At 61.3% G+C, this 16,011-nt stretch carries 17 protein-coding genes; 13 read left to right on the plus strand and 4 right to left on the minus strand.

The window, feature by feature from the left end; genetic code table 11:
- Positions 1-142: 142 nt before the first annotated feature.
- Positions 143-391 carry a hypothetical protein gene (locus tag SB822_RS23535; protein ID WP_079499626.1) on the minus strand — a complete coding sequence of 83 codons (249 nt, stop codon included), beginning with the start codon at positions 389-391 and terminating at the stop codon, positions 143-145.
- Positions 392-661: 270 nt separating this feature from the next.
- Positions 662-976, minus strand: coding sequence for a DUF4148 domain-containing protein (locus SB822_RS23540; protein ID WP_007577191.1), 315 nt, complete (start codon positions 974-976; stop codon positions 662-664).
- Between the two features lie 498 nt (positions 977-1,474).
- Between SB822_RS23540 and SB822_RS23545 the strand changes: the two genes are divergently transcribed.
- The 5 genes from SB822_RS23545 to SB822_RS23565 all read left to right on the plus strand — a co-directional run bounded on the left by SB822_RS23545 (position 1,475) and on the right by SB822_RS23565 (position 5,855).
- Positions 1,475-1,672 (plus strand): hypothetical protein, encoded by a 198-nt coding sequence (locus SB822_RS23545; protein ID WP_007577192.1) that lies wholly within the window; start codon positions 1,475-1,477, stop codon positions 1,670-1,672.
- Positions 1,673-1,902: 230 nt separating this feature from the next.
- Positions 1,903-2,460: a phasin family protein gene (locus tag SB822_RS23550; RefSeq protein ID WP_079499624.1), complete on the plus strand. Its 558-nt coding sequence runs from the start codon at positions 1,903-1,905 to the stop codon at positions 2,458-2,460.
- Positions 2,461-3,001: 541 nt separating this feature from the next.
- Positions 3,002-4,081: a sugar ABC transporter substrate-binding protein gene (locus SB822_RS23555; RefSeq protein WP_090837485.1), complete on the plus strand. Its 1,080-nt coding sequence runs from the start codon at positions 3,002-3,004 to the stop codon at positions 4,079-4,081.
- An 11-nt stretch (positions 4,082-4,092) separates the two neighbouring features.
- The gene (locus SB822_RS23560) at positions 4,093-5,076 is read left to right on the plus strand and encodes an ABC transporter permease (protein WP_236674115.1); all 984 of its coding nucleotides are present in this window, start codon (positions 4,093-4,095) and stop codon (positions 5,074-5,076) included.
- On the plus strand, positions 5,076-5,855 hold the full coding sequence (locus SB822_RS23565; protein ID WP_079485472.1) for an ATP-binding cassette domain-containing protein: 780 nt from the start codon (positions 5,076-5,078) through the stop codon (positions 5,853-5,855). Before SB822_RS23560 ends, SB822_RS23565 begins: the two co-directional genes overlap by 1 nt.
- A 181-nt stretch (positions 5,856-6,036) precedes the next feature.
- Here the strand turns inward: SB822_RS23565 and SB822_RS23570 are convergent, their stop codons facing one another.
- Complete coding sequence (locus tag SB822_RS23570; RefSeq protein WP_079499622.1) at positions 6,037-6,705, minus strand: TetR/AcrR family transcriptional regulator; 669 nt, start codon at positions 6,703-6,705, stop codon at positions 6,037-6,039.
- A 161-nt stretch (positions 6,706-6,866) separates the two neighbouring features.
- Here SB822_RS23570 and SB822_RS23575 point away from each other — a divergent pair, with 161 nt between their 5' ends.
- The 4 genes from SB822_RS23575 to SB822_RS23590 all read left to right on the plus strand — a co-directional run bounded on the left by SB822_RS23575 (position 6,867) and on the right by SB822_RS23590 (position 10,885).
- The gene (locus SB822_RS23575) at positions 6,867-7,715 is read left to right on the plus strand and encodes a fumarylacetoacetate hydrolase family protein (protein WP_079499621.1); all 849 of its coding nucleotides are present in this window, start codon (positions 6,867-6,869) and stop codon (positions 7,713-7,715) included.
- Between the two features lie 62 nt (positions 7,716-7,777).
- Positions 7,778-8,704: a VOC family protein gene (locus SB822_RS23580; protein ID WP_090837488.1), complete on the plus strand. Its 927-nt coding sequence runs from the start codon at positions 7,778-7,780 to the stop codon at positions 8,702-8,704.
- Between the two features lie 126 nt (positions 8,705-8,830).
- Entirely contained in the window at positions 8,831-10,468 is a 1,638-nt protein-coding gene (locus SB822_RS23585; RefSeq protein ID WP_090837490.1) for a bifunctional 3-(3-hydroxy-phenyl)propionate/3-hydroxycinnamic acid hydroxylase, read from the plus strand.
- A gap of 51 nt (positions 10,469-10,519) precedes the next feature.
- On the plus strand, positions 10,520-10,885 hold the full coding sequence (locus SB822_RS23590; protein ID WP_090837492.1) for a BON domain-containing protein: 366 nt from the start codon (positions 10,520-10,522) through the stop codon (positions 10,883-10,885).
- Positions 10,886-10,934: 49 nt separating this feature from the next.
- Here the strand turns inward: SB822_RS23590 and SB822_RS23595 are convergent, their stop codons facing one another.
- Positions 10,935-11,831 (minus strand): LysR family transcriptional regulator, encoded by an 897-nt coding sequence (locus SB822_RS23595; protein ID WP_042304662.1) that lies wholly within the window; start codon positions 11,829-11,831, stop codon positions 10,935-10,937.
- A gap of 123 nt (positions 11,832-11,954) precedes the next feature.
- Here SB822_RS23595 and SB822_RS23600 point away from each other — a divergent pair, with 123 nt between their 5' ends.
- The 4 genes from SB822_RS23600 to SB822_RS23615 all read left to right on the plus strand — a co-directional run bounded on the left by SB822_RS23600 (position 11,955) and on the right by SB822_RS23615 (position 15,957).
- Positions 11,955-13,304 (plus strand): MFS transporter, encoded by a 1,350-nt coding sequence (locus SB822_RS23600; protein WP_090837496.1) that lies wholly within the window; start codon positions 11,955-11,957, stop codon positions 13,302-13,304.
- Positions 13,305-13,377: 73 nt separating this feature from the next.
- Positions 13,378-14,460, plus strand: a complete 1,083-nt coding sequence (locus tag SB822_RS23605; protein WP_086919044.1) for a porin — start codon at positions 13,378-13,380, stop codon at positions 14,458-14,460.
- A gap of 61 nt (positions 14,461-14,521) precedes the next feature.
- Positions 14,522-15,301, plus strand: a complete 780-nt coding sequence (locus tag SB822_RS23610; protein WP_090837499.1) for an alpha/beta fold hydrolase — start codon at positions 14,522-14,524, stop codon at positions 15,299-15,301.
- A 65-nt stretch (positions 15,302-15,366) separates the two neighbouring features.
- On the plus strand, positions 15,367-15,957 hold the full coding sequence (locus tag SB822_RS23615; RefSeq protein WP_090837500.1) for a nuclear transport factor 2 family protein: 591 nt from the start codon (positions 15,367-15,369) through the stop codon (positions 15,955-15,957).
- Positions 15,958-16,011: the final 54 nt, after the last annotated feature.

Here is a 16,011-nt window from a genome sequence, read left to right on the forward strand (position 1 = left end):
GCGATCCGCCACCGCTCGGTAGAACGTGAGCGATGGATAGACATAGCCACACCCCTATAGGCATGTGCGTGCCGGATGCGCGCAGCTCGAACAGGTATTGTCGCAACCTGTTCGAATCATGATCGCACATGCGTGTGATCAATCATGCCGCCCTGAGACCTGTACCCATTTCGAGACGGCGCCCCTCGGGCGGGAACACGTGCCACGTGTGGTCGGCGTGACGAAAGAAGAACAGTGAGAACGAACCGTCGCATCGCTCGATCTGAATGCACACGCGACGCACATTGCCGACGCGCGAGCGCTCCAGGAGACGTACTCGCGCGGTATGTCCACGCGTCGTGCCCATCAGTTTTTCCACCTGAAAGCGAAGTGATGTGTTGCCCACCGCCATATCTCTTCCCCCCGATGTCCGATGAATCGATGCTACGGAAAGCGTCACACGCATCAAATCGGCGGTAGCGGAATATGTCCTCAGGAAATTCTGATTTGCTTCATCAGGATTTCCCGTCTGATTGCGGCGTGAACCGCCGGCATACGAGAGTTTCACTCAACCCCGGTGGCCTTCCGGGCGGCTAGTATGCCGTTTACGCAGGCTCATTGCTTAATACACGCACCGTCATCCGGCAGTGGAGGGGCCGCATCAGCGCAAGTGTTGCCCGGCTCAGTTGCCGAAGTAGATCGAATGCGGCGACGTGGAATCTGCTGCCACACGATGGCCTGACTGATTCGAACCTTTGGCGCCCGAACCATAGCCACTCGCGTCACCATTTTGGGCAGCTACCTTCGCTTCCGCCGCCTGGATGTTCTGCGGATAGTCATCTGGGTTGGACGTCGCCGGGTTGTATCCAGCCTTCTCCAGCTGAACCAGCTCCGCGCGAACCTGTGCACGGGTCACTCCACCATTCGATTGGGCGAAAGATACGACGGGAACGAGGATGATTGCAGCGACTGCGACAGCCTTGATCAGCGATTTCATGATTTACCTCCAGGATTTTGTATTCGGTTATCACGGACCTGTTGTTCCGTGACCGCTGAACACATTCTAGAGGTGGGAAAATATAGGGTAAACGCTTGGTCGGCCAATTCATAGTTGCGGCATTTAAGACAATGCGACGCCCCACGGATCTCGCCAGCGGCAATCTCGCGATGGCATCGAATGGGGTGGCTTGGGGTTGGAAGGCGGGTGTGATTGAGGTTCGGGGGTTTGGATTTGCGCCAGTGCTTTGACGATCGCTCTATTGCGGGCTCGACTAAATAACACCCTATCAAACATGCAATCCCCATGCGTTATTTTCATCCAGTACGCGCCCCGTTTCCGATTTAACATTTGGGTCCGACTCTGAAGGCTGCAAATTCGCAGGGCCGGACATAAGAAAGACTGGAACAAAACTATCGAATACCAAACGGTCGGGCGGCGTCAGCAGAAACGATGCGCCTGGCAACGTTTAATCCAGATATGGTCGGAGACGAATAGATGCTGAGCCCTCACGAATTCGCCACCCTCATGCTCGTGAAGTCCGCGCCCGAGCAGATTGACCTGAACCGGGAAGAACTTGACACCCTGCTGGAACGTCAGTTGATCGCGCTCGAAGAGCTCGCGTCTGGCGCCCAGCGTCCCCGCCTCACCCGCGATGGCGATTCAGTCCTTCGCGCCATCACCGGAAAACACTGAGCGGCGATTGTCGCGGACGTGTCGAGGATTGCATTTCGCAACCGGGACACGTCACGCGTATAGCGACGTGTCTACGGTGACGGTCGATTCCGCAATCACGCTGCAAAAGCACCGCACATGCGCACGCCACCTCCGTGCATGTGCGGTCCACACACGCGATCCCGATGTCCCACGTGACCCGCCAGAATGGTGCGGCACCTCCGCGGGGATCGCCCATATGGGAGTTCAACATGCTGAACCAGGACCAGATTGCTGCAACCCGACAGGCCAATCTCGATCTGTTTTTCGGGCTGAGCAGCAAGGCAGTCGAGGGCGTTGAGAAACTGGCTGCACTGAACATACAGGCGATCCGGGCAACGGTCTCGGACACGTTCGATCTGGCGCAGAAGTCGTTGTCGGTGAAGGAGCCGCAGGACTGGCTTGCGCTGCAAAATGGCGCCGCCGCGGCGATCGCAGAAAAGGTACAAAGTTACAGCCGCCAGGTATTCGACATCGCATCGGCGACGCAAGCCGAGTTCGCACGGGTTGGACAGGCGCAGGGCGAAGCCTACCGGCGCCAGATGCAGACGGTGGTGGAGGACGCAACCAAAAACGCACCGACGGGCTCTGAAGCCGCCATGGCCGCGCTGAATTCCGCCATCGCAGCCGCCAATACGCTGTATGAAACCCTGCAGGGCGCTGGCCAGCAGGCGGTCGAAGTCACACGGAGCAACCTCGACATGGCCGCGGCAGCCTCGAAGAGCGCCCGACGTGCGATTGATCCCGTATTGCCTGCAGCAAAACGATAGCGGAAGCGGGCCGGTGCCGTCTCTGATGGCGAAAGTCGCTCAATATCAAGGAATCCCTGACAAGGGCGTCACCGGCTGATGGCTGTGCTAGGCACTCAGGGATCGCAAGGCCGGCCGTCTCAGGCGGAACGGCTCCGCGCGCGGTTCCCGGCAATCCGGGCGACGGCAGGTAGAGGTCGCGTTTGCTTTCCCATCGCGTGGGTGGAATCAGCAACGGCTCTGTCGCAGTAAGGATGACGGTGCGTGAGTATCCAGCATGGTCAGGAATGCTTATGTCGTCACTAATGAAAAAAATTGCCCTGACCCGCAGTAATGGGCTTTCCATCACTACGGCACTACAGCATCCAAATAGTCCGACTATAGTTAAGGGTATACGTTGATTAGCCAGAAAAAGTACGTGATATAGGATTTTCGGCAGGGTCGTCAGGCGCACACGCATGCACACGGGGTCGTGAAGTGTGGTGCGGCCCGGCCGGCGCTTTACTCGCCTGCGCCGTCATGCACAGCAAGTTATTCAATAACTCAAAGTCTGGAGGATGACATGGCAGGCAAGCAGGGCCCAAAAGGCGAAGTTCAGGGCATGCGTCGCGGCATGCTACAAGGCGCCGCGCTGAGTGCGGCAATGGCAATGCTTGGCGGAGCGATCACGCCCGCACAAGCCGCAGAGGCGGGGCCATTCCCCGCCCACAAGCGCTGGAAGATTGTCTTCGTCAATCATGTGACGACCAATCCCTTTTTCGTTCCGACGCAATACGGCATTCAGGACTCCACGGCTTTGCTCGGTATGGACTACCAGTGGACGGGCTCGGCCAATGCCGACATCGCTGAGATGGTCAATGCCGTGAATGCGGCCATTGCCGGGAAGGCCGATGCGATCGCCGTGCCCATCGTCGATCCAAAGGCTTTCGACAAGCCTATCCAGGCCGCGCTCGACGCCGGTATCCCTGTGTTCGCGTATAACGCCGATGCGCCACAGGGTTCCGCGAATCCACGCTTGAGTTACATCGGTCAGGATCTGTATCTGTCCGGGTATCAGATGGGCGAGCGCATCGCCAGTCTCGTCGATAGCGGTCTGGTGGCGCTGTTTATCGCAACGCCGGGGCAGCTCAACATTCAGCCCCGTCTGGACGGCGCCGTCGCTGCCATCAAGAAGTCGGGCAAGAAAATCGACGTGCAAACCATTGCCACTGGCGCGACCGTCAACGAAGAACTCTCGAAGATCAAGTCGTTTTATCTGGGCCACCAGGATCTCAAAGGCATGTTTGCCGTCGACGCGGGGAGCACGCAGGGCGTCGCCGAGGTGATGAAAGAGTCCAATCTGCCCGCCAAGGGCGTGCATGGCGGCGGGTTCGACCTGCTGCCGCGCACGGTCCAGCTGATTCACGATGGCTTCCTCGATTTCACGATCGACCAGCAGCCTTACGTGCAAGGCTTCTATACGGTGGTCGAGGCGTTCGTGTTCCTGGCGTCGGGCGGGCTCGTCGGACCGGCCAATGTGAACACCGGCTTGAAATTCGTGACCAAGGGCTCGGTCGATCCTTACCTGAACACCTCCACGCGTTATGAAGGCAAGAGCACGAAGCCTGAAATCGTGCCACGCTCGGGGGCGATCAAGGGGTGACCTCTCCTGTGGTGGACATCAAGAAAGCACAACGACCGCGGCTCTGGCCGCGGTCGTTCGTGCGCTCGAGCGAAATCCGCATCCTCGCGGTGGCGATCATCCTGTGCGCTTACTTCGAGACCGCGAACCACGATTTTCTGCTGACGCACGCGAGCCTCCAGAACCTGTCGCAGTTCATTGCGCCCGTAGCGATCATTGCGTTTGGCGAAATCATGTTGATGATCGGCGGAGAGATCGATCTTTCCGCCGGCATGGTCTTCGCCTTTGCGCCGTTCGTCATGCATTTCGCTCACGAGGCGGGTGCACCCGCCTGGCTGGCAATGCTGACGGGTGTCGTCGCGGCGGGGCTGGTTGGGCTTTTCAACGGCGCGGTATCGGTCTATCTGCGGATCCCTTCGTTTGTCACCACGTTGGGCACGCTGTTTTTTGTGAACGGATTCACGCTGACCATTTCACGCGGCACGCCTGTTTCGCCACCCGAGGAGGGCGTTTTCGCCGAGTTCGTGGGGGCGTGGGGCTACAGTGAAATCATCTGGACAATCGCGATCGCCGCGATCATGCACGTGCTGTTGCGTCACACGCGCTGGGGTTTGCACACGATCGCATCGGGGGCCAATCCGCTGGGCGCGAGCGAAGCGGGTATCCATGTCAGGCGTCTGAAGCTCCGCAATTTCATACTCGCTTCGGTGCTCGCGGGTTTGACCGGCATCCTGGAGGGCTTCCGTATTTCGTCAATCGATCCGCAAGCGGGCGGCAATCAGATCATGTTCCTTGCGGTGGCGGCGGCGGTGATCGGCGGCACGCCACTCGCGGGAGGGTCGGGCACGATCATCGGCGGTCTGATCGGCGCAGCCGTCCTCGGCATTCTGAATGATGGCTTCACGCTGATCGGCATCAACGCGTTTACCTTCAACATGATTCTTGGCGCTGCGATTCTGGCGGCGATGATCTTCAACATCCACGTCGTTCGTCTGGCGCGCAAAGGAGAGTTGTGATGTCCTCGTTGCCGCAAGAGGCATTGCGTGGTGAAGATATCGTCAAGCGATTCGGCGCTGTTACCGCGCTCGATGGCGTGTCCTTGACGCTCAAACAAGGGGAAATTCTCGGCATTCTGGGCGACAACGGCGCGGGCAAGTCGACGCTCATCAAGATTCTCACCGGCTTTCATCAGCAGACGAGCGGCAAGCTGTTTCTTGGCGGCGAAGAGACCTTGCTACGTTCAGTCGATCACGCGCGCGCGCTTGGTGTCGAGTGCGTGTATCAGGATCTGGCGCTCGCGAATTCGCTGAGCATCTATCACAACATGTTTCTGAACAGGGAGATCATTCGTCCCGGTCCGTTCCGCCTGCTGAATCATCGGGCGATGCGCCAGCGCGCTGCGGAATGTCTCGAAGAGATCGGCGTACATGTTCCCTCCGTCGACCTGCCTGTCGAGCAGCTTTCCGGTGGCCAAAGGCAGGCCATCGCGGTGGCGCGCGCGGTCAATTCGAATGCACGGATTCTGTTGCTCGACGAACCGCTCGCGGCGATGGGCGCCCGCGAGGCGGGGCTAATCATCGATCTGATCCTGCGCCTGAAGGCAAAGGGCGGACTGTCTATCATCATGATCATGCACAACTACGCGCAGACGCTCGACATCGCGGATCGCGTCATGCTGATGCAACGAGGCCGTGTGACGTATCAGCGAGAGACGGCCAGCACGTCCGTCGCCGAGTTGATGGATATCGTTCGTCGCGAGTATCGGACAATGCGCGCGCAGGCATCGTCAAGCTGAAGGGTGTTGCGGCGACGCTGACCAGACGTCGTCGAAGGCACGAATCGATGAAACCGATGCGCTCGGCGCAGCGGGTCGCTCGGGGAGCTTCTACGACAATCCGATTCGCCTGTTCCCGAGATACGCGTGAGAAACGCTGTCGTTGACAGCAAAGCAATGCGAGGTCGGCGCGGCAAACGGATCAGACAACTTTCTCGAACACCACGCCCTGAGGCCGGCCGCAATCTGCGATGGGCGCAAATGCGAGTTCGCGTGCTTCGGCCTCGTCGACGCCGAAACCTCGTAGCAGGGCGAACATGGACTGTTCGGGGTAGTCGTCGGGCGCTTCACCAGACAGCAGCGTTTCGATGCCATACATGATTGCGCCCAGGGCGATATCACGCGCGACGGTAACGTGCCCTACATGGAACCGGCCCGCGTCAATCGCGAGTTGAAGATCGCGAGTCAGGTATTCATCGAGCAACCGGCCGCGTGAGCCGCGCCGCGTACCCACTCGCGTAATGAACGCGCCCCACAGCGGATAACGGACGGCCATCGTCATGTACAACCGCGAACCAACGACAACCCGCCTCGCGGGATCCACTTCGTCAAGAACGAGGGGGTCGATAACCTCTAGCACCTCGTCGCTGCTCTCGCCTGCGACGGCGACCAGCAGTTCAGAAGTGGTCCGGAAATAGTTGTAGAACGTCCCGCGCGCCACACCCGCCGCCGCGATGAAGTCATCGATCATCGGCGCGTCGGGTCCCTTCTCGGCAAAAACGGCCAGCGCGCTCTCGATCAGACGGTTGCGCGTCTTTTCGCGGCGTAGCGCGCCAACACGGCTTTGATAGTTGTCCTCGGGCTCTTTCATTCGGGCTTTCATCCTTCGTCGCAACGCGGTCCCATTGTACGGGTTTGTCCTGGCGCCATTCTAATTGACGTTTCTGTCAAAACGACTAATATTCGTTATGACGAATTTGTCAAAACAAGGTGAGCCGATGGCTCGTCTGCATCGAATGTCAGGAGACACACATGCGACTGGTGAGTTTTGAGCGGGACGGCAAGGCCGCACTGGGTATCCGCGAAGGCGAAGAAGTGCGGGTAATTGGCAGCGAGACGTTGGAGTCTTTGCTGGCGCGAGGCGTCGATCTGGTGGGATACGCGCGCGAACATGCGTCGCAGGAACGCGTGCCCGTCTCGCAGATCCGCTTTCTTCCGCCGCTTTCCCGACCGCCCAAGATTATCTGCGTCGGCCTGAATTTTTCGGATCACACATCCGAAAGCAAATACGAGCAGCCCGACTATCCCACGCTGTTCTTCCGCGTCGCGACGAGTCTGATTGCGCACGATCAGCCGATGATCCGGCCGCGCGTGACCGATTCCGACGGTCTCGATTACGAAGGCGAGATCGCCGTGGTGATTGGCAAGGGCGGGCGCCACATCAGCAAGGACGCTGCGCTTTCGCACGTCGCCGGGTATTCGGTTTTCAACGATGGATCGGTGCGCGAGTATCAGTTCAAGACGCCGCAATGGACGGTCGGCAAAAACTTCGACGGGACGGGCGCATTCGGCCCCGATCTCGTGACGGCCGACGAACTTCCGCCCGGCGTGAAGGGCTTGCAGCTGGAGACGCGCCTGAACGGCGAAGTGGTGCAGTCGGCGAGCACGGACGAGATGGTGTTCGATGTCGCGAGCCTGATCAGCATCATCAGCGAGGCCATCACGCTCGAAGCGGGCGATGTCATCGTGTCGGGCACGCCGTCGGGCATCGGCTGGGCGCGCTCGCCAAAGCTGCTGATGAAAGCGGGCGACGTGTGCGAGGTCAGCGTCGAGAAGATCGGCACGCTGCGCAACGTCATCGCCGACGAATCCGCTGAGTGATTTCCGATAATCGTTGAAACAGCCCGCCGTCGAGCGGGCGAATCCAGAAGATGGAGACAGAGATGACCGTCAACCCGGCAGCCTCCGCACGCGCGAGCGTCCATTCGATCGACCACTTCGCGTTGAACGTCCCGTCGATCGAAGAGGCCGCGCACTTTTATCGCAGCTTCGGGCTTCGTGTCGAAACGGCGGGCGAGCGTCAGCAGGAACTCGCGCTATACGCGGCGGACGGCCATCGCTGGGCGCGCATCCTGCCCGCCGCGGGGAAGTCGCTTGCGTATCTGTCGTTCAACTGCTTCGCCGCCGACTTCGACGCGCTGTATGCACGCATCGCGGACGCCGGTGCGGAGTTCGTCGTCGGGGCAGAACAGGACGGAATCTGGTTCCGCGATCCGGACGGCAATCTCCTGCAGGTCAAGGTCGGCCCGAAGACGAGTCCTTCATCCAAGACGGCGAGCACGATCGCGGGTTGTCCCGCCGATGCGCGCGGCTCGCACACGCGTTCCGAAGCGAAGGTCGTGCATCCGCGGCGTCTTTCGCATGTGCTGCTGTTCACGCCCGACGTGTTGCGCGCGCTCGACTTCTACGCCAACGCGCTTGGCTTGCGGCTCTCGGACAAGTCGCAGGACATCATCGCGTTCACGCATGCGCCGCACGGCAGCGATCATCATCTGGTCGCGTTTGCGAAGAGCCACGCGCGCGGCTGGCATCACGCGGCATGGGACGTGGACGACGTCAACATGGTCGGCGAAGGCGCATCGCAGATGGCGGCAGCCGGCTATAAGAAAGGCTGGGGCACGGGCCGCCATGTGCTCGGCTCGAATTACTTCCACTACGTCGAAGATCCGTGGGGCTCGTTCTGCGAATACTCGGCCGACATCGACTTCGTGTCGGCAGGTCAGACGTGGCCCGCAGGCGACTACGAGCCGCACGATTCGCTGTATCTGTGGGGCCCGCCCGTGCCCGACAACTTCATCCGCAACACCTAGGCGCCTGCATAGGGCCGCAGCCGTGATGCCGCAAGGCTGATCGCATTTCTTCCCGTCGTGCATTGAATGGCAGCCGGAAACGCGCGGCGCCAGGGCACAACTCGCACTTTTCGAAGGTGAAATCACATGACCGACTCCCACATTCATGACGTCGTCATCATCGGCTACGGTCCCGTCGGACAATCGCTGGCCATTCTGCTCGGCGAGCGCGGCTACGACGTCGCCGTCTATGAGCGGTGGCCGTCGCTGTATCCGCTGCCTCGCGCTGTATTCCACGATCACGAGATTCGCCGCGTCTTTCACGCGATGGGAATCGGTGAGGAGATCGAGGCCATTTCGCAGCCGTCGGCCAAGTACCAGTGGTTCAACGCGGACTGGAAGACGCTGGTCGAAATCGACTGGTCGGCCGAGTCGATCAGCGATGGTCCCGTCGGCTATCTGTTCAATCAACCTTCGCTCGAAGCGTTGCTCGACCGCAAGGCGAAGTCGCTCGCAGCGGTGTCGGTGAATCAGGGCTGGGAAGCCGTCGAACTGCGCCAACAGGCCGACTATTGCGAAGTCACGCTGCGGCGCAGCCGCAACGAAAACGGCACATGGGTGCTGACGGATGAAACGCGCACGGTACGCGCGCGCTATGTGGTCGGCGCGGATGGCGCGAACAGTTTCGTGCGCAAGTCGCTTGGCATTACGTTCGAAGATCTGGGCTTCCAGGAAGACTGGCTCGTGATCGACCTTCAGCCGCATGAAGGCGTCAGGCTCGACGTACCCGATATCGGACAGTGGTGCAACCCGGCGCGACCGACAACGATGGTGCCAGGCGGCCCCGGCTACCGTCGATGGGAATTCATGCGCCTGCCGCACGAGACGCGCGAGGAAATGCAGACGCCCGAAAAGGTGTGGTCGCTGCTGTCGAAATGGGTGACGCCGGAGCAGGCTTCGCTGGTTCGCTATGCGCTGTACACGTTCCGCTCGCTGATCGCGGAGAACTGGCGCGAGGGGCGCGTGCTGCTTGCGGGCGACGCCGCGCATCAGATGCCACCGTTCATGGGGCAGGGCATGTGCTCGGGTCTGCGCGACGCATGGAATCTGGCGTGGCGTTTCGATCTGATCCTCAAGGGCATTGCGCGCGACGATGTGCTCGACGGCTATACACCCGAGCGTCGGCCGCAGGTACGCGCCGTGATCGACGCGTCGATCGCGATGGGGCAGGTCGTGTGCATTTCGGACCCGGAGCAGGCCGCGCGGCGCGACGCGTCCTACCTATCCGGCGATGTGCCGCCGTTGCCGCCGTTCCCGGGTTTGACGGGCGGGCTGATCCGCACCGAACAGAACTCCGCGGATGGCGGTATCGCGGGTCAACTGAGCGTTCACGGGCAGGTACGCAACGACGGCGAGGTGATGCGCTACGACGAAGCGATCGGCAATGGCTTTCACGTGATCGCGCTCGATGCCGACCCGGACTTGCATCTCGACAGCGAGACGCTCGCCACGCTTGCGCGCATCGGTGCGCGGACCATCGGCATGACGTGCGATGAAAGCAAGGTTGTCGCGGGGCGTGTGCTGTTCGACGTCAGCGGGAAGTATCAGACGTTCTTCGCCGAACACGGCGCGAAGGCGATGATCGTGCGGCCGGATTACTACGTGTTCGGCGCGGTGGATACGCTGTCCGATCTCCCCGCGCTGGCCGGCATGCTCACGTCGCGACTCGCGCTCTCGGGTGAGTCGGCTCATAGCGCCGAGCGCGTCGGCGCACTCGAAGCGTAAGTCGCGCTGCGGGCGACAGGCACTCACAACAATGACAACAGGAGAACACGCATGAAAGCAGGCTATCTGATGACCGTGACCGCAGCCGCGATTGTTGGGCTGACGTTTTTTAACGCGCAAGCGCAAAGCGCCAGTTCGCCCCTCGCGGCTTCCGCGATGGCGAGTTCGCCCGCCGCCAGTCCGAAGGCGATGAAAGCCGCCGATCGTCGGCTGCAGAAAGACGTGTTGCACGCACTGGCGAGGACGAAGGGGCTGAACGCGTCGGGCATTTCGGTTCGCGCGCGTCATGGTGTCGTGACGCTTCAGGGCACGGTGCCCGAGCAGTCCCAGACCGACGTTGCCGCGCATGCGGCTGAGTCAGTGGCTGGCGTTGCGTCGGTGAAAAACGCGCTCGGCGTGCGCGACGAAGGGCAGTGAGTTCACGCGTGCCTGCGAGCGGCGTCGTAGCTGGCCGTTCGCAGGCGTCTCACTGACGCAACGTGCTGGCGACCAGTGCCCTGAACCAGCGATGCCCCGCATCGTTGTGATAGCGCGCGTGCCAGAACTGCTGCACCGTCAGGTCTTCGAGTGGAATCGGCAGCGTGAAGACGTCGACGGCTGCGAGCCGCGAGAAGAGCGCAGCCAGTTCCTCGGGCACGACGGCGATGTAGTCGGAATTGGCGACGAGGCCCGGAACCGCGAGCAGATACGGTACATCCACGCCGATCCGCAGTTTCATGCCTTGCCGCCGCAATTCCTTTTCGAGCAACTGGTTGGTGATCGCAAGCGTCGCCGAGACCACGTGCCGGCTCGCGACGAAACGCTCCAGCGACATCTTCACCGTCTTGCGCGTGCCGCTTCCCGCGATGATGCCCACCAGCGACCGTCTGAACAGCGACTGCTGATGCAGGTTTTCGCCTAACCGCCCCAGATAGCCGATCGCCAGATCGACCTCGCCGTCCTGCAGCGCCGAGGCCAGTTCCACCGACGGCACCTGGATCGGCCGCAGCGTCGCGTTCGGCGCCTGTGCGTGCAGCGCGGCAAGCAGCCGTGGCAGCAGCACGATCACGCCCATATCGCTCAGACACACGGAAAACGTGCGTGTGGTCGTCGCGGCGTCGAATGACTTCGCCTGCCAGATGTCCTGGCGGATCACGGCCAACGCACGCTGCACGCCGTCGATCACTTTTTCTCCGACAGGCGTGGGCGCCATCACGGCGCCCGCGCGCACGAACAGATCGTCCTGGAACGACTCGCGCAACCGCGCGAGCGCGTGACTGACGGCCGGTTGCGTCAGCCCGAGCCGGTCTGCCGCGCGGGACACGCTGCGCTCAAGCGCAAGGGCTTCGATGACGTACAGAGCGTTGAGATCGGGCTGATCCATCTATGCACCAGATTCATATTCGGTATGAAAGACATTGTATAGATTTATAGCACTGCTGCGTTTAACTTGGACCCCACGCAATCGACCGCGCATAGATGCGGCACACAATCAGGAGACAAATCGATGAACGGCAGCACTATCACTGCAGAAGGTTTAATCAATTCGAGAAAAACATCAGGATTACAGATCGTTGTCCTGGTGATGTGTTTTCTCGTCGTGGCGATGGACGGTTTCGACGTCGCCTCCGTCGGCTACGTCGCGCCGCTGCTCAAGCGCGAATGGCTGCTGGGACCGCAACAACTGGGGACGATCTTCGCCGCGGGACTCGTTGGTCTGACGGTCGGCAGTTTCGTGTTCGGCCCGCTTGCCGATCGCATCGGCCGCAAGCGGACGATCGTGATGTCGGTTGTGCTGTTCGGCCTCGGCAGTCTGTTGACGTCGTTTGCGACGACGCCCGGCTGGTTCATCGCGCTGCGGTTCCTCACTGGCGTCGGGCTGGGCGGCGGCATGCCGACGGCCATCACGCTCAGTTCGGAGTACAGCCCGGAGCGGCATCGTCCGATGCTCGTCACGCTGATGTTCTGCGGCTTTACGATCGGCCTCGCATTCGGCGGCCAGCTTGCGGCGCTCATCATGCCCGCCTGGGGCTGGCGCGGCGTTTTCGTCGCGGGCGGCGTTGCGCCGCTCGTTCTCGCGCCGCTGTTGTGGTGGATGCTGCCGGAATCGCTGCGCTTCATGCTCGGCAAGCGCAAGTACGAAGCCGAAGCGCAGCGTGTTCTGGATCGTCTGTCGGACGCCGCCGCGATCGCCGCCGAACCTTTGACGCATGCGCCCACAACGTCGACCACGGCGGCCGCACCCTCAGTATCGACGCGGCCTTACGCGACGCTCTTCAACGCGCACTACCGGAAGGGCACGCTGCTCTTGTGGCTCGCGTTCTTCTGCACGCTGTGGGTCTATTACCAGATCAGCAGCTGGCTGCCTTCCGTGCTCGCCGACTCCGGCATGAGCGCGGCGCGCGCCGCGCAGGTGAGTGCGCTGCTGCCCGTCAGCGGCACGGTCGGAGCGCTCGTCAATGCCGCGCTGATGCGGCGCATGAACCCGTTCATCGTGCTCAGCGTGTCTTACGTGGTCGCGGCGATTTCGATTGCGTTCATCGGACACGCGATGAACAACCCCGTTCTGCTCGCGGTGGCCGTGTGGTTTTCGGGGCTCGGGCTCTCGGGGGCGCAGACGGGCGCGAACGTGCTGGTCGCGGGCTTCTACGAAACCCGTGCACGGGCCACGGGTGTCAGCTGGGCGCTCGGCGTCGGGCGCGTGGGATCGATCATCGGTTCGATGACGGGCGGTCTGCTGCTCGCACTGCTGCACTCGCCAGCCGTGGCGTTTCCCGTCTTCGCGGCGCCCGCGCTGGTGGCCGCTATCGCGATGCTCGGCACGGGCTGGCTTTATCGGGCGAAGGCGGTGCACTGAACAATACGTGCAGTCATATAAAGCGGCGCAACAAAGCGCGCCCATAACGACAACAACAGGAACGGAGACATCGATGAAAAAGCTTGCGGTCGCGACATGCGTCGCGTGCGTAGCAGTGGGCGCACAGGCTCAAGGCAGCGCGACGATTTTCGGTCTATTGGACGAAGGCTTGACACTCGTGACGAACGAAAAAGGCAGTCATAGCTACAAACTCGACAACTCGATTCTTTATCCGAGCATGTTCGGGATCAAAGGCGCGGAAGATCTCGGCGGTGGCACGAAAGCCGTGTTTGCGCTGGTCTCGCAGTTCAACATTGGTACGGGCGCGTCGATGCCCGCCGGTTCGATCTTCGGGCGCAACGCTTATATCGGCATCGCGAACGACAGATACGGCACGCTCACGATGGGCAACCAGTACGACTTCATGACCGACACGCTTTTCTACAATGGCTATGACGCGGGCTATGCATACGGCGGTCTCTACAACCTGCGACAGGGACCGTTCTCGAAACTGGGCGTGCCGGAGAACCCGACGGGCGCCTTCGAGTTCGATAACGTCGGCGGCGCGCATCGCGTGCAGAACTCGGTCAAGTACGTATCGCCGAATGTCGCCGGCGTGACAGCCGGCGCGATGTACGGTTTCGGCGGCGTGGCGGGATCGTTCCAGGCCAACCGGACGACAGGCTTCTCCTTGAACTACGTTGCGGGTGACTTCGCCATCGGCGGCGCTTATGTCGATGCGCACTACCCGGAACTCGCCAATGGTCAGGAAGGCATCCGCAATTACGGCGTCGGCATGCGCTACGACGGCCTCGGGAACCGCTACAACCTGCTTTTTACCGACACGAAAAATACGCTGACGGGCGGCGAGGTGTGGGTGGTGCAGGCCGGCGTGTCGCGCTGGCTGGGCGCGGCGTGGCTGATCGGCGCGAACTACCAGTATATGAAGGGCAATGCGCAACTCGCCCACAACAAGGCGAGCCAGGTCACGGCCGGCGTCCAGTACCTGTTGTCGAAGCGGACCAATGTCTATGTAGAAGGCGCATTCCAGCAGGCGGGCGGAGATGGCCCGGCGTTCGCCTGGATCAACGGGCTGTCGCCATCCGGCTCGAACCGGCAGACCGCATTGCGTGTCGGGCTGGCGACGCGCTTCTGAACCCCGATCGCGGCGCGGCATTCAACAGCGTGTAGAGACACGAACCAACAGGTAACGGAACATGGATGAGAAACAGTACAACGGCCCGGGAGGCATGGTCGTCGACGAACGCGGCGACGGCCCTCGCATCGTGTTCGTCCACGGCGGTGGTATCGGTGGAGCGATGGCGTGGCAGGCGCAATGGCCGCTCGCCGATGAATGGCGACTCGTGATGCCGGCGCGACCCGGTTATGGCAAAAGCCCATGGCCGGGCAGCGAAGACTTCGAACGGGACGCAGCGTACGTCGCGCAACTTCTGGAACCGGGGGATCACGTCGTGGCCCACTCGTACGGCGCCGCCGTCGCGATGCTGGCGGTCGCGCGCGATTGCGCCCGCGTTGCGTCGCTGACGCTGATCGAATCGGGCACGAGCGCAATTGCCAAAAACGATCCGCGAGTGACGGCATTTCACTATGCGACGCTGGGTCTTGCCGCGCATCCACCTGCGGAAGACGAAGCGTATCTTCGCGCGCTCTTCAGGATACTGGAGCCGACGCAGCCGTTGCCCGAACCGTTGCCGCCGCCGTTGCGAGTCTTCGCGAGCCATCTACGGCATTTTCGTTCTCCGTCGGAAGCAGTCGTTCCCGAGCGCGAGCTATCGGTCGCGCACTTGCCGAAGCTGCATGTGTCGGGAGGGCACAGTGCCGCATACGAAGGGATCACCGATGCGCTGGCGGCGCGACTGGGCGGTGAGCGCGTCGTCATAGAAGGCGGCGGCCATGCGCCGCAACGCACGGGCGAGCGCTTCAACGCCGTGCTTCGACGGTTTCTCAGCGGCGGGTCGTTATCGGCCACTACATAACAATATTGAATCGAATCGCGATTATTCGCGGCATTTTTAATACGCAACATTAAAGGAGTACGAGCATGTCAACCGCTGTAGAAGACCGTTTGCAGATCACCGACCTGATCACGGGCTGGATCCATCGCGATCTGGGCGAATGGGACAAGTTGCGCAACCTGTTCCATCCCGATGGCGAGATCGAAGTCACCTGGTTCGAAGGAGCGTTCACCGATTTCGTCGACGGTTCAATGCGCATGGGCGCATCCGCGTTGCGGACCAAGCATCTCATCGGCACGCCCGTTGTGACGTTCAACGGCGACCGGGCGGTGGTGGAAACCAACGCGGTCATCGTTGGAGAAAACGTCGAATTGGGATTGGGTTGTGTTGCCCACAACCGTTTCGTCGACACGGTTGAACGGCGCAATGGCGTGTGGAAACTGTGCAAACGCCAGAGCGTGTACGACATGGGTTCGTTTGCCTTTCCTGTGGGCATCGTGGCGATCGACGCCACCGTCGTTGCAAAGTATCCGCGTGAATATGCTCCGCTGGCGTATCTGCTTGAAAAGAGCGGTTTCCCCGTGAGTCGCATCTTTGCGACGCGTGGGAGTGAACTCGAAGTGGCAATGAAGGCCAAAGCCCAGAGCTGGTTGCTGGCGGAAGCTAATATTGCGTAGCCGACAATGTAGAGTTGGCTGCGTCGTGTTCCACGGTTGTATCCCGTAACGAAT

The sequence above is a fragment of the Paraburkholderia sp. SIMBA_054 genome, assembly GCF_046534875.1.
GTDB lineage: Bacteria > Pseudomonadota > Gammaproteobacteria > Burkholderiales > Burkholderiaceae > Paraburkholderia > Paraburkholderia hospita.